The 13,305-nt window shown below is 69.8% G+C and carries 14 protein-coding genes; 4 read left to right on the forward strand and 10 right to left on the reverse strand.

Annotation, left to right across the window (positions count from 1 at the left end; all coding sequences use genetic code 11):
* Positions 1 to 4 precede the first annotated feature (4 nt).
* The 4 genes from G6045_RS04430 to G6045_RS04445 form a co-directional block, all read right to left on the reverse strand.
* On the reverse strand, positions 5 to 376 hold the full coding sequence (locus tag G6045_RS04430) for a nuclear transport factor 2 family protein (RefSeq protein WP_165330456.1): 372 nt from the start codon (positions 374 to 376) through the stop codon (positions 5 to 7).
* A complete protein-coding gene (locus G6045_RS04435; RefSeq protein WP_165330457.1) occupies positions 369 to 917 on the reverse strand; it encodes a DUF1697 domain-containing protein in 549 nt (182 codons plus the stop codon). Before G6045_RS04435 ends, G6045_RS04430 begins: the two co-directional genes overlap by 8 nt.
* Positions 918 to 993: 76 nt before the next feature.
* The gene (gene mgt, locus G6045_RS04440) at positions 994 to 2,190 is read right to left on the reverse strand and encodes a macrolide-inactivating glycosyltransferase (protein WP_165330458.1); all 1,197 of its coding nucleotides are present in this window, start codon (positions 2,188 to 2,190) and stop codon (positions 994 to 996) included.
* 76 nt (positions 2,191 to 2,266) lie between these two features.
* A complete protein-coding gene (locus G6045_RS04445; protein WP_165330459.1) occupies positions 2,267 to 3,751 on the reverse strand; it encodes a serine-threonine protein kinase in 1,485 nt (494 codons plus the stop codon).
* A 180-nt stretch (positions 3,752 to 3,931) separates the two neighbouring features.
* Between G6045_RS04445 and G6045_RS04450 the strand changes: the two genes are divergently transcribed.
* The gene (locus tag G6045_RS04450) at positions 3,932 to 4,300 is read left to right on the forward strand and encodes a hypothetical protein (protein ID WP_165330460.1); all 369 of its coding nucleotides are present in this window, start codon (positions 3,932 to 3,934) and stop codon (positions 4,298 to 4,300) included.
* Between the two features lie 197 nt (positions 4,301 to 4,497).
* Entirely contained in the window at positions 4,498 to 5,385 is an 888-nt protein-coding gene (locus tag G6045_RS04455; protein ID WP_235967551.1) for an ANTAR domain-containing protein, read from the forward strand.
* Between the two features lie 105 nt (positions 5,386 to 5,490).
* Here the strand turns inward: G6045_RS04455 and G6045_RS04460 are convergent, their stop codons facing one another.
* The gene (locus G6045_RS04460; RefSeq protein WP_165330461.1) at positions 5,491 to 6,348 is read right to left on the reverse strand and encodes a SigB/SigF/SigG family RNA polymerase sigma factor; all 858 of its coding nucleotides are present in this window, start codon (positions 6,346 to 6,348) and stop codon (positions 5,491 to 5,493) included.
* 308 nt (positions 6,349 to 6,656) lie between these two features.
* Here G6045_RS04460 and G6045_RS04465 point away from each other — a divergent pair, with 308 nt between their 5' ends.
* Together G6045_RS04465 and G6045_RS04470 are read left to right on the forward strand one after the other, a co-directional pair.
* The gene (locus tag G6045_RS04465) at positions 6,657 to 6,884 is read left to right on the forward strand and encodes a DUF5133 domain-containing protein (protein ID WP_165330462.1); all 228 of its coding nucleotides are present in this window, start codon (positions 6,657 to 6,659) and stop codon (positions 6,882 to 6,884) included.
* Positions 6,885 to 6,938: 54 nt separating this feature from the next.
* A complete protein-coding gene (locus G6045_RS04470; protein WP_165330463.1) occupies positions 6,939 to 7,376 on the forward strand; it encodes an SRPBCC family protein in 438 nt (145 codons plus the stop codon).
* Positions 7,377 to 7,577: 201 nt separating this feature from the next.
* Here G6045_RS04470 and G6045_RS04475 read toward each other — a convergent pair whose 3' ends face one another.
* The 5 genes from G6045_RS04475 to G6045_RS04495 all read right to left on the reverse strand — a co-directional run bounded on the left by G6045_RS04475 (position 7,578) and on the right by G6045_RS04495 (position 13,161).
* Positions 7,578 to 8,774, reverse strand: a complete 1,197-nt coding sequence (locus G6045_RS04475) for a PP2C family protein-serine/threonine phosphatase (RefSeq protein ID WP_328707650.1) — start codon at positions 8,772 to 8,774, stop codon at positions 7,578 to 7,580.
* Between the two features lie 190 nt (positions 8,775 to 8,964).
* Complete coding sequence (locus G6045_RS04480; RefSeq protein ID WP_165330464.1) at positions 8,965 to 10,059, reverse strand: glutamate--cysteine ligase 2; 1,095 nt, start codon at positions 10,057 to 10,059, stop codon at positions 8,965 to 8,967.
* Positions 10,060 to 10,112: 53 nt separating this feature from the next.
* Complete coding sequence (locus tag G6045_RS04485; protein ID WP_165330465.1) at positions 10,113 to 11,399, reverse strand: ABC transporter substrate-binding protein; 1,287 nt, start codon at positions 11,397 to 11,399, stop codon at positions 10,113 to 10,115.
* Positions 11,399 to 12,232, reverse strand: coding sequence for a carbohydrate ABC transporter permease (locus G6045_RS04490; RefSeq protein WP_165330466.1), 834 nt, complete (start codon positions 12,230 to 12,232; stop codon positions 11,399 to 11,401). The genes G6045_RS04485 and G6045_RS04490 overlap by 1 nt, the downstream gene beginning before the upstream one ends.
* Before the next feature lie 2 nt (positions 12,233 to 12,234).
* Complete coding sequence (locus G6045_RS04495) at positions 12,235 to 13,161, reverse strand: carbohydrate ABC transporter permease (protein ID WP_408056296.1); 927 nt, start codon at positions 13,159 to 13,161, stop codon at positions 12,235 to 12,237.
* Positions 13,162 to 13,305 lie beyond the last annotated feature (144 nt).

A 13,305-nucleotide genomic window follows, 5' to 3' on the forward strand; every position in this document is an offset into this window, starting at 1 on the left:
CCTCTCACGCCTCCGGCGTGAACCGCGTGGCCTGGTGGAACCAGAGCCGCCAGCCCTCGGGGGTGCGGCGCCACAGCGAGCTGCGGTGGGCGCAGCGTCCGCCGTTGTCCGTGTCGAAGGTGAGCTGGACCAGATCGTCGGCGAGCTGGACGCCGCGCATCCGGGACGCGACGATCGGTGAGCCCGCGTCGAGGCCGCTCTCCTCCAGGGCCGCGATCATCGACGCACGGTCCCAGAAGCGACCGGAGGCACCGAACTCGGTGAACTCCTCGTGCAGCAGCTCCCCCACCGCCTTCGCGTCCCGGCGTACCTCCGGGTCGAGCAGCCGCAGTTCGCCTTCGATGGCCGCGGTGACGGCGGGGGTCTGCTCAGCCATGGGTCAGCTCCACAAGCTTGGTGACGGTGTTCCAGTTGCGTGTGGTCGCGATCATGCCCTTGGCCATCCGGGGCCGCGACAGGATTTCGGCGAGCTTGGAACGGCCCAGACCATCGGGTGCGTAGAGGTAGACGCAGCGGTCGCCGAGGCGGAACTCCTCGGGCAGGAAGGCCGGCTGGTCGAGTTCCGTGTACCGGGCGGGATCAGGCTGCTCGGAGAGATACGTGATGTGGAGCTGTTTCGGCTCCAGGTCCCCGGCCGGGAAGGGACAGGCCTCGGCGACGTTCCGTAGATACGTGTGATCACGGACGAGGCAGTCCACGGGGAAGCCGAAGTGCTGCTCGATGGCGGCCGTGAGGTCGGCCGCGAGGCTCTGCTCGTCCCCCTCGGCGGCACTGAAGAACGCATTGCCGCTCTGCAGATGGGTGCGGACCTCTCCGTATCCGAGGCCGGTGAGCAGGGTGCGCAGCTCGGCCATGGGGACCTTGGCGCGGCCGCCGACATTGATACCGGGAAGGAGCGCCGCATACGTCTTCGTCATGCGGCAGACGATAGGCCCCCGCACCGACAACACCCGGTGCGGCCACCGGGCGACCCGGCGACCGCACACGCGGGGGTCAGTGGCCGGGCAGCTCGGCCTCGATCAGATCGGCCGCCCGCTTGGTGCCACCCTCGGCCGCGGTCTGCGTCTGCAAGTCGGCCAGCCTGCGGGCGACTTCCGGGTCCGCGCTGATCGTGAGCACGGCCTCGCGCAGCACCTCGGCGGTCGCCTCCTCGGTCGGGATGTGGCGGGCGACGCCGAGCGCCTGGAGCATGTCCGCGTTGCCGAACTGGTCGACCGCCTGCGGCACCGCGATCATCGGGGTCGCGGTGGCGAGGCCCTCCTGGCTGCCGCCGGCGCCTGCGTGCGTGATGAACGCGTCCGCCTGACGGAGGATGGCGAGCTGCGGCACCCAGTTGTGCACCTCGATATTGGCCGGGATCTCACCGAGTTCGGCCACCTCGACGTGCTTGCCGATCTGCAGGACCACATGCCAGTCCGGCAGATCGCCGAAGGCCTTGACGCACTCGCGGTAGAAGCCGGGCTGCTTGGTGAAGGTCGAGCCGAGCGAGACGAGCAGCACCTTCCCGGCGCCTTCGGGCCGGGCCCACTCCCCTTCGGCACGCTCCCCCTGACAGGCGCCGACGAAGGTGTAGACGGACTCGTCGACGCGGTCGGCGTTCGGCTGGAGCGCCTTGGGGATCACCACGAGGCAGCGGTCGGGGCGGCCCATGAAGTTCTCGACCGAGAGGTCCATGCCGTTCTCGGCGATCCACCCGGCGAACGTGTCGAAGAAGGCCTTGCCGCGCTCCGTCTCCTTCAGCGGATCGAAGAGCGGCTTGCCGACCTCCTCCTCGTATCCCTTCCAGGCGACGAGGTTCGGCGAGAACTGGACGATCGGCACGCCCCAGCGGTGCGCGAGTACACGGGCCGGGTACGCAGTGATGTCGTAGAGGACGAGGTCCGGCTCATCGCCCTCGTAGAGCTTCTCGAGCTGGGGCAGCGCCTGGAGGGCGTCGGTCAGGAAGGGCTCGATGTTGTCGATCAGTTCCGTGCCCCAGGCGTCCGGGTCGTCGTCCGTGGGCAGCGTCGAGGTCCAGATCTTGGGCTCGGCGCCGGCCGCGGCGACCTTGTCGGCGAAGGATTCGGGGATCGCGTACGTGACGCGGTGGCCGCGGGCGACGAGCTCGCGGATCACCTCCAGGCTGGGGTTCACATGCCCGGAAGCGGCGATGGAGAACATGGCGATGTGCGCGGGCCTGTGAGCTGTCATGCGCTCACCTTAGACGAGACGAGACGTCTCGTGCAAGACGTATCGTCTCGTCAGGCAGGGGTGCGCACCGTCGGGCTCAGTCCTCCCGGCCGATCCCGGCGACCTGGACGACGAGCCGGGCGAGGTCCGGATGGAATACGTCGTTGTGCGCGCCGGCCGGCGGGTCTCCTTCGCGTACGACCTCGCTGACGTCGACGTTGACGCACTGCCTCTCGCCCATGCCGGAGCGCAGCATCTCGGCGAGGTCGATCGCCGTGAACGACGCCGAGGCCTGGGCTCCGTCATGGCCGAGGGCGCCCCATTTGCGGTCGATGCCCGACAGCGAGGCCGAGTCGCCGATCATGCGGGTGGCGAGCGGGTGCATCAGGCCGAGCTCGAGATCGTTGTGCGAGTAGCAGCACACGAGCGGACCGGCCAGACGCTCCAGGCAACCGGCCAGCGCGCCGCCGCCGCGCATCTGGTGCGGCATGTGGTCGGCGAACGCGAAGTGGGACAGGGCCGGCTGCAACAGCACCATCGAGGCCACGGCCCGGGAGTCCTCGGCCTGGTTCCGTACCGCATAGGCGACCAGGCGCGCCCCGAAGCCATGACCCACCAGGTGGATACGGACCCCGGGCACGTTCCGGGCCAGCAGCGCCAGAACGGGCCCGAGGCCGTACGTGCCCACGACGCCGGCGCGACGGCGGAAGGTGTGTCCGGCGACCTGGCGCAGCAGTTCGTGCGCCCCGCGCCACAACTCGTCGTGCCCAGTGGCGAAGCGCTCGTCGCCGAACCCGCCGGCCGTCTGCACCGGCCCCTTCTGGTCCAGGAGGGAACTGAGGGCATCCGGCGCGCGGGGACCGAGGACCGCGGACTCCGCATGGGTGCCGTGGTGCGAGACGTCGGCATCGCCCTCGCTGTGCCGCTCTATGCGTTCCGGCCGGTGGTGGGTGGCCTCGACGGCCTCGCGCGCCTCATCGAGGGCGGCGGCGAACTCCCCGCACACACCGGCGGTGTCGTCGAAGAGCATCACCGGATCGTGCTGCGGCAGCAGATCGTCCTCGGCGTCCGAGGCGAACTCGGCGCGGGCGTCGGTCAGCCGCAGCTCGACGAGGCGGCGCAGGAGCGTGCCGAAGTCGTCGAGCGCCAAGCCGCCGGCGGGCCGCCGCGCCAGCAGGTCGCACAGCTCGTGCACCACGTCGCCGCTGGCCGGGAAGGCGTCCACCAGCGCGCGGGCCGTCGCCGCGTCCAGCGCGGGCAGCGCGTCGAGGGCGGCCCGGCGCTGCTCCTCGGGCACATGCGGAGCGGACTCGTCCAGAAACCGCATCGCGGGCCAGCGCACGCCCACCCGCGCCATGCGTGCCTCGGGTGCGGCCTCCCGTAGAAGGGCGAAGAAGCGCGCGTCGAACTCTCCTGCCACGCCGGGGTCGTTGTTCCAGCCGTGCGCGAGCACGACCACATCACGCGCGCCGCTGTGCCCGATGTCACTGATCACCCGGTCGCGGGCCCCCGGATCGACGGCTCCCTGCGGGTCGAACTCCCACACACCCTCCGCCACGGCCCCTCGCGCCGGATCCGTCATCGCCTGCCTCCTCGGCCGCCGTGCGCCGTGGGCCCAGCACCCGACGACCGCCCCTGGCGAGTGCCCCTCGGGCGGGTCCTCATGTCCTGGCGGCACCTGCCGCACACCCCTCGGGCACCTGGGCTCCACGGCGGGACCACACCGCGTTTGCCCCGCGAAGATCGGGTCAACCGCAACGGCATGACGAACCAACACAGCAAGACCGACAGCAAGCAGCCGGCCGGCCTGGCCGCAAAGGCAGCCGGCACCGTGGCGGAGGCCGGTGGCAGTGCGGCCGACAAGGCCGACAAGTCGGCCCGCGCCTCGGGCCGTGTCTTCACCGGTGCGCTCGGCGGCGTCGAGTCCGGCCGCAAGGCCGTGACGGCGACCGCGGGACGCGCGGGTGCGGCGGCCCTGACCGCGTGGGCGGCCTTCAAGAACCGCAAGTTGATCGCGGCTCTCTCGGCGGCCGGGATCACCGCACTCGGCCTGGCCACCTATGGCGCGGGCCGCCGTGCGGAGCGCAATCGCCGCGGTCCGGTGGCGCGATGGAGCGGCGGACGCCTGTGAGCGTGGTTTGCGTCCGGCCTGACGGGATACGTGCAAAGGCACCCCATGGGCAGATCTGTCAGAGCGCACCGTGGGTCAGGCGTCGCCCGGTTGAGAAAACAGCCGGCGGCGCCGCCGCACGTATGCCCCGGCAGATTCCGTGCCCCCACCGCAAAAGCGGGGCGAGGGCCTGAAGCCGGAGCAGGAGAAGGGAACGCATGGACCGAAGAGCCCGCATGTACGTCGCACCGGACCCGGAGCAGGGTGACGTCGAAGCGCTACGCGACCAACTCGCCCGCACCACCGAGGAGATCCGGCACCTGCGGGCCCGTGATCGCAGCCGCCCGGCCGTCTCGATGGCCCAGGGCATCCTGATGGAGCGCTACCGGCTCCGGGACGCCGATGAGGCGTTCGTCCTGCTGCGCCACACCTCACAGCGTTTCAACGTGAAGATGCGCTCCCTGGTGGACGCGGTGCTCACCACCGCACGACCGGACAGCATGAGGGAGCTGTGGTTCCCCGGCAGGGTCAGGCAGCACCCTCCCCTGCTGCCGGCTTTGGACCTCAACGGCGATGCGCCGGTGCACCGCAGCGGCGTCCTGCGCGTGGTGCTTTCCCAGGTCCTCGCCATCACCGGGACCGACATGGGCAATGTGCAGCTGGCCGATCAGGCGGCGCGCGGCCTGCGCCTGGAGCACCACACCGGTCACAGCGACGACTTCGTGGACTACTTCGCCTTCGTCGGCGAGTCCGGCACCGCCTGCGGCGAGGCCGCCGCGGCGCTCGCGCTGCGCACCGTGCGCGACGTGGCCGTCGATCCGGTCTTCACCGACGGCGCACGGCGCACGATCCTGCAGGCGGGCAGCCGGTCCGTGCACAGCGTTCCGCTGATCGGCGCGGACGGTACGTGCGTGGGCATGGTGTCCGCCCATCTGCCCGACCCGTCCGGTGAACTGGCCGCCCGCCAGTCGGCGTTGCTCACCAGGATCGGCCACGAGGCCGGCCGCTGGCTGGCCTGGTACGAGGAGACCCTGGTGCGGGACGCCCTGGAGTTCCTGCACGCCCTCGGGCGCCGCCCCGACCTGCTCCCGCCGCGGGGCGCGTAAGGCCCTCGCCGCAGTGCCGGGGCGGCGCCGTCACGACGGCCCGCAGTGCCGGGGCGGCGCCGTCACGACCGCCCGTAGTGCCGGGGCGGCGCCGCCCACACGTCCTCATGCCGCGCGGGGCAGATCCTGCTCTTCGGCGCCGAGCGCCTGGGCGCGGACCTTGGCACAGCTGCGCGTGATGAGCCGGGACACATGCATCTGAGAGATGTCCAGCTGATCGGCGATGGCCTGCTGCGTCTTGTCCTCGAAGAAGCGCAGATACAGGATCGTGCGCTCACGCTCGGGCAGCTTCGCAAGCCCTTCCTTCGCCGCCTCGCGGTCGATCACGGTGTCATAGGCGGGGTCGGGGTCACCGAGCGCGTCGGCCAGGCTGAAGCCGTCGTCGGCCGAGGACAACTGGGCATCCAAGGACAGCGTGCTGTGGCTGTGCAGCGCCTGCATGCCCTCCTTCACCTCGTCCTCGGTGAGGCCGAGGTGTACGGCGATCTCCTCGATCTGAGGCTCACCGGCGCCGGGCAGCTGGGAAAGTTCACGGTGCGCGCCGCGGATGCGGTTGCGCAGTTCCTGTACGCGGCGCGGGACGCGCAGCGCCCAGGACCGGTCCCGGAAGTGCCGCTTGATCTCACCGGTGATGGTGGGCACCGCGTAACTCTCGAACGCGCCGCGGCTCGGCTCATAGTGATCGATCGCCTTGACCAGGCCCAGTGCGGCGACCTGGCGGAGATCGTCGAGTTCCTCGCCGCGCCGGCCGAAACGCCCCGCGATGCGGTGGGCCATCGGCAGCCAGGCCTCGGCGAGTTCTTCCTTCAAGAGCTCACGCTCCGGTCCCTCGTCAAGGTCGACCAGCCGTGCGAACTGCGCGGCGGTATCCGGTGCGTCATCGTGCGGGTGACGCATGCGTCGGGAGGTGGACGAGGTGGCGTGGCCGGGGCGGTTGTTCGTGGTGTGGATATGCGCAGACATTACGAATCCCTTCGCCGTGGAGTCATCAAGCTCGACCGCAGTGAGGGGCGCCGTTCGTCGGGCCACCGTGCATACGGAACCGGACAGACCGCCCCTGCGGCTGCGCCTCCGGTCCGAAGCACGAGGACTCGCATGCCCTGGCCCTCCGCCGCCAAACGGACCATTTCAAAACGGAGCGATTCACCGGCCGCGCGCGGCCGGCGCCTCGCCTCGCCTCACCTCGGGAATGCATGGCCGAGGTCATCCCGGGAACACGGGGGGCCGGAAGCGACGGGCCCGTTCGGGCGGACAGACAGAGGGGGAGTTCGATGTTGATGGCGCACCCGGCCGTGCTGCTCGACCTGATGGACGAGTACGCGGCGCTGAAGATCCTCGAAGCCGAGAAGGGGTCCCCGGAGGTGCAGCGGAGACTGGAGGACGTGGCGTACACCCTGTGTATCGCCACGGGTACCCGCGATGTCGACATGGCCCTGATCGCGGCCCGGCACCGTCTGTCGGGTGCGCGTCCGGGCGACGACTCGCTGGTCGGCGCCTGACCCGCACGCACTTCGCACGCACCTCGTACGTATAAGAAAGAGGAGAAGTAACCCATGTCGTCCTCGCTGCTCGAAGCCGTCGACGTAGAAGCCCCCGTCTCGGTGAGCTGGGCGCTGTGGAAGGACGTCGAACGCTGGCCTTCCTTCCTCAGCCATGTGAAACACGTCAAGCGCATCGACCCGGACACCTTCGCCTGGCAGCTCTCCCTGCCGGGCGCCGACAAGGAGTTCGTGGCGCAGCTCGCCGAGGTCGTTCCCGAGGAGCGCATCGCCTGGCACACGACCCAGGGCGTCGAGCACGCCGGCGTGGTCACCTTCCACCGGCTCAGTGATACGCGCAGCCGCGTGACGCTTCAGGTCGAGTACGACCCGAAGGGCTTCGTGGAATATCTGGGCGCCCTGACGAACCTCGACAAGACCTTGGCCAATTACGACTTGGGCCAGTTCAAGAACATGGCGGAGCGCGAAGCCGCGCGCGGCGGATCCGCCTGAGACGTCACAGCACCCGAGACCTCAGGCCGCCTGATCCACGAGACAGGCCCTAAAGGCTGTTGCAGAACTGCGATCACGCTCGGATCCGGCCATCGACGGCAAGGTCAACTGCCCGAATGTGCACCGGTTTCTGCCGGCTTGGTAGCCGTTGCGGCGCGGTCTCGGAAGATCGTTTAGCAGTTCTGCAACAGCCTTTAGACATCACGACAGCGGCGGGTTCCACTCGAGCAGCAGGATCGTGGCGTCGTCGCGGAGCCTGTTCTCGGAGGCGTCGAGCACCGAGTGGATCAGACGGCGCAGCGTCTCCGGGGCGGGCTCCCCGGTGGAAGCGGCATGGATCACCGCCTGCGCGAAGCGATGGGCGCCGAACTCGGCGCCGTCGGCGAGACGGGCCTCGGTGATGCCGTCGGTGTGCAGCAGCACGCGGTCCCCCGGCTCCAGCGCGATCTGGTGGACCGTGCGGGGAGCGTCCGTGAGCAGGGCGGGCAGCCCCATCGGGACGTCCGGTTCGCGCTCCATGGCCTCGGACACCAGGCGCGAGCCGCGCACCAGGAGCGGCGGCGGATGCCCGCAGTTGATCCAGCGCAGCGCTCCCGTGGCCAGGTCCAGCTGGGCCAGGACGGCGGTGCAGAACTGGTCGGGCAGCCATTCGCCCAGGGCCATGTCCACGGCGGTCGTCAGCTCGTTCAGATCCGAGCCGGTCCGCCGCGCGTTGCGGCACGCGGCCATCGTGACGGTGGCGGTGAGGCCCGAGGACAGATCGTGGCCCATCGCGTCCACGACGGCGGCGTGCAGGGTGCTCGTGGTCAGCGCGTGGTCGTACGCGTCGCCGCCGATCTCGTACGCGGGCTCCATCACCGCGGTGGACACGATCCGCGGCGTGCCGATGGTGCGGGGCGGCAGCAGGGCGCGGAGCATCTCCGCCGGCAGCCCCATGGGCTCGGTCCGTGTGCGCTGCACCACGGAGTCCTTGTAGGCGCGCTTCGAGGTGATCACCGGGGCGAGCAGGGCGGCCAGAGCCCGGCAGCGCACCAGGAACGACGGGTCCATGGCCGGTGTCGAGGCGGACACCACGCCGAGCCGCTCGGCCCCGTCGATCAGCGGCAGCCAGACCGTGATCGCGCGGCCGTCCTCCTCGATGTGCAGATCCTGCTTCCGGTACGCCCAGCCGCCTGCGGAGTCGTCGACGGCCAGCGCCTCCGCCGGGGACCCGAGCGGGATCAGCTGGCGCTGCTGCAGATCGGCCAGATACGCCTGCACAGGCGCCAGGCCCAGGGCCTCGGCCGCCAGGGTGACGACCATGGCCAGATCGAGCTCCGCGATATGACCGCCGGCGAGAAAGCCGGTCAGTCGGGCATCGAGGCCGTCCGTGTCCTCCGCGTCCTGCGCTGCCGTCACGCCGCCGCTCCCGTGTCGGTACTGCCGGGTCGTCCAGGCAACTCACTGCCTTCTCGCAGTGTCACACCGGCCAGCCGTGCGGTCGTGTTCGTCCCGGCCGGTGGAGTGACCGGCCGGGCAGGTCAGGCGCAGGCTTCACGCTGAGTGATCCCCGTAGGCGTACGGCTCAGGGGCAGGCCGTGGGGACGCTTCACACACCGCGGGCGGTGCGCCGTACGCACTCGTCGACGACCTCCCGCAGATTGCCGTCGCGCTCGAAGACCGCGCGCTGGACGCGTGCTCCGTTGCCGTCCCGCAGCACCCGGTCGAGCAGCGAGCGGGCCGTCTCCAGATCGCCGGTGTCCTCGAGCGCGGGCCGCACATGCGCGAAGAGCGCTTCCACCACGGACCGGGCCGGCGCGGGCTCCATCCGCAGCGGATCGACCAGCTCATCCGCCAGGCCCGAGCGGGCCGCGCGCCAGGAGGCCAGCCGGAGCAGGGCCACCGAGTGCGGTACGGGCGCCTCGCCCGCGCGCCACTCCCGTGCCGCCGTCTCCACGAGGCCCCGTACGAGCATGGCGAGCAGCACCGTCATGGACGGTTCGAGGCAGACATCGGCAATACGCACCTCGACGGTCGGATACGTGTCCGAGAGCCGGGCGTCGAAGTAGACCATGCCCTTGTCCAGGAGGGCGCCGGTGGCGACCATGGCGCGGGTCTGCTCGTGGTACGCGGCCGCGTCGTCGAAGAGCTCCACCGGTCCGGCCGAGGGCCAGCGGCCCCAGACCCGGCTGCGGTAGCTGTGGTAGTCGCTGTTCCTGCCCTGCCAGAAAGGGGAGTTGGCACTCAGCGCGAGCAGCGCCGACAGCCAGGGGCGGATCCGGTTGAGTACCGCCACCCCCTCCTCGTCGGACTCCACGAAGACATGGACGTGACAGCCGCAGGTGAGCTGCTCCTGCGTGGTGAGGCCGAACTGCTCCTCCAGCCACTGGTAGCGCGGTCCGGTCCCGATGGTGGGGTTCACCGGGAGCGGTGAGGTGGCGAGCGCCACGACCGCGGCCCCGAGCGTCTCGGCGTGCTGGGCCGCGGCCTCCCGCCACCGCACGATCTCCCGCGCGAGCGCGGACATGTCCTCCTGCGGACTGGTGGCGAACTCCAGTTGCTGCCGGTGGAGTTCCGCCTCGAAGGCGTCGTCGGGGTCCCCGTCGCGGGACGCCATCGCCAGGACGGCCTGGGAGAGCGCCGTGGGCTCCCCGCTCTCCTGGTCGACGAGGAGCAGCTCCTCTTCCACCCCGACACTGCGCATACGGACCATCCCTCGGCGGCTCGGGCCCCTCGACGGATCGGGAGCGCGGACGGCTATCTCTGGTAGCGCTTGAGTACCAGGTTTCCGTCCTTCACAATCCGCTTCTCGAGCTCGGCCGCGTCGATCGCCCCGCTGTAGTACTCCTGCAGGGCGGGCGTGGCCACCTTGTCCTTCCACTCGGGATAGCCGCGTACGGACTGGGCCGGGGCCGAGGTCAGATGCGAGGCCAGGGCGGTGCCGGTGGCCCAGCCGTCCTTCTCGGCGTGCAGCGCGGGTGCCTTCAGGGCCTCGGTGCCGGTGGGCAGCATCCAGTCGCCCTTGGCCAGGCGCACCATGTTGTCGGGTTGCAGCAGGAAGTCGATGAACTCCATCGCCTCCTTCTTGTGCTCGGTGTCCTGCGAGATCGACAGCGTCTGCGGCGAGACACCCTGCGTCAGCCCGTCCGCGCCGGCGGGCGCGGGCAGCACCTGCCACTCGAAGCCGTCCGGTGCCTGCTGGACGATCTGCTGGCGGTACGAGAAGCCGAGCGGCACCATCGCGTACTTGCCGCCGAAGAAGCCGGGCAGGGTGTCCGAGCCGCCCATGCCGAGCGTCGTACTCGACGCGCTGTGGTCGGTGTTGACCTGGTCGTGGATCGTGCCCGGCACGACCCCGTCGCCCTCCTCGAAGCGGATGTCCACCTTGCCGTCGGGCTCCCGGTGGAAGAGCTGACCGCCCGCGGAGAGCGAGAGGTTGAGGGTGGCGGAGACCGGCTCCTTCAGCGGCCAGGCGACTCCGTACTTGCCGTCGCCGCTCAACTCCTTGGTGATCCGGCGGAATTCGCCCCAGGTCCAGGGCTTGTCCGGGGTCGGGATCCGTACGCCGGACTCCTTGAGCCACTTGGCGTTCGCCATGATGACCCGCGGCTCCTGGAGGAACGGGACGCCGTAGATCCCCTGGTCGAAGGTCGTCGTGTCCCAGCTGTTCTGCGGAATGTCGGACTTGAGGCGCGCGGGGATCAGCTCGGAGAGATCGGCGAGATAGCCGCCGTACGCGAAGTCCGCGAGGTCGTCGGAGGCGTCGTGGATGATGTCCGGCGCCTCACCGCCCTCGAAGGAGGTGAGCAGCTGGTCGTGAACGCTGTCCCAGCTGCCCTGGATGTACTTGACCTGGACGTCGGGATGGGCGGCGTTCCACTCCTTCACCAGTTCCTTGTTCACCTCGACGGACTCGGCCTGCCAGGCCAGCGACTGGAACTGGAGGGTGACCTTCCCGTCCTTGTCGGGGGCGTCGCCGGTGCAGCCGGACAGGAGCAGGGCCAGTGACGCTGCCGCGGCGGCCAGGCACTTGGAGGTGCGCATCAGCTCTTCACCGCCCCTGCGAACATGCCGCCCGTGATCCGCTTCTGGATGATCGCGAAGATCACCAGGGAGGGGATGGTGGCGAGGAACGCGGCGGCGGCGAGCGGACCGAGGTCGGCCACGCCCTCCGTGCCGATGAAACGGTTCAGGATGACCGGCAAGGTCTGCTTCTCCGGGGTCTTGAGCAGGACGAGCGCGAAGAAGAACTCGTTCCACGCCGTGATGAAGGCGAACATCGCGGTGGCCACGATGCCGGGCGCGAGCAGGGGTGCGACCACCGAGACGAACGTCCGCAGTTTGCTCGCGCCGTCGACCGCCGCGGCCTCTTCGAGCTCGGTCGGCACGGCCCGTACGTAGCCGACGAGCATCCACAGCGCGAAGGGCAGCGACCACACCACGTACACCATGATCAGGCCGGGCAGGGCGTTGATCAGATGCAGATTCTTCAGGATCAGGAACAGCGGAATGATGATGAGCACGAACGGGAACGCCTGGCTCACCACGACCCAGCCCGTCGCCGCCTTGGACAGGCGATTGCGGTGGCGGGCCATCACATAGGCCATCGGGGTCGCGATCACCACCGCGACCAGGGCCGCGCTCAGCGCCACGATCAGGGAGTTGAGACCGGCCTGGAGCAGCGGCTGTTCGTCGAAGGCCTGCCGGAAGTTCTGCAGGGTGGGGTTCTCGGGGATCCACGTCGGATCCAGACTCCCCAGCTCCTTGGCCGGCTTGAACGCCGTGGAGATCAGCCACAGGAACGGGAAGGCCAGGAAGGCGAGATAGGCGAGCAGGGCCACGTACTGCGCGGCGCGTGCGGATTTCGTCGTACGCATGACTACTCGTCGCCTCCCTTCAGGCGGCCCACCAGATAGAACGCGAGGATCACCGAGATCACCGCGACCATGACGCAGCCCATCGCCGCGGCGTACCCGAACTGCCCGTACCGGAAGGCCTGTTCGTACGCGAACAGCATCGGCAGGCGGGTGCGGCCGCCGGGGCCGCCCTGGGTGAGCACGTAGACCAGGGCGAACGAGTTGAAGTTCCAGATGAAGTTGAGCGCCGAGATGGCGAGTGCGATCGGTTTGATCGCCGGCCAGGTGACCGTGCGGAAGCGGCGCCAGGCGCCGGCGCCGTCCATCGCCGCCGCTTCATGGAGCTCACGTGGGGTGTTCTGCAGTCCCGCCAGCAGCGCGACCGTGGTCTGTGGCATGCCCGCCCAGATACCGACGACGATCACCGCGAACAGCGCGGTCGCCGTGCCCGTCAGCCAGTCACGGCCTTCGCCCAGACCCAGGCTGGAGAGCGTCTCGTTGAGCACGCCCGCGTCGGGGTGGTAGACGAGCCGCCACATGATGCCGACGACGACCTCGGGCATCGCCCATGGAATGATCGCCAGCGCGCGGGCCAGCCAGCGGAAACGCAGGTTCTGGTTGAGCAGCAGCGCCAGGCCGAGGGCCAGGAAGAACTGCGGAACGGTGACGCCGACCGCCCAGAGCAGACCGATGCGGAACGAGTCCCAGAACAAGGTGTCGTGCAGCAGGTCCTGGAAATTGAGAAGCCCGATCCACTGGGTGGGTTCGGTGCGTCCCGACTGGGAATCGGTGAACGCGAGCGCGATGCCGTAGAGCAGCGGCCCGACGCTCAGGACCAGAATCGGAATCAGCGCCGGCAGAACCAGGAACCAGGCTCCGTGGTCGGCCGGTCTGCGCGAGGGCGCATTCTTCGCTGACCGCTTCGACTTCGTCGCGGTCGCCAATGTCACGGAATCGGCTCCTTCGGGCGGGTACGTGGGGGTACGGCCGCCCTGGCGGCCCACGTCATCGTGCTGACGTGGACCTGATACGTCAAGCGACCTCGCAGGGGTTACGCGGTGTGCGAATGCAAGACTGATCCCCGACCGTGGACG

This window comes from Streptomyces mesophilus, from assembly GCF_011044995.1.
Lineage (GTDB): Bacteria > Actinomycetota > Actinomycetes > Streptomycetales > Streptomycetaceae > Streptomyces > Streptomyces mesophilus.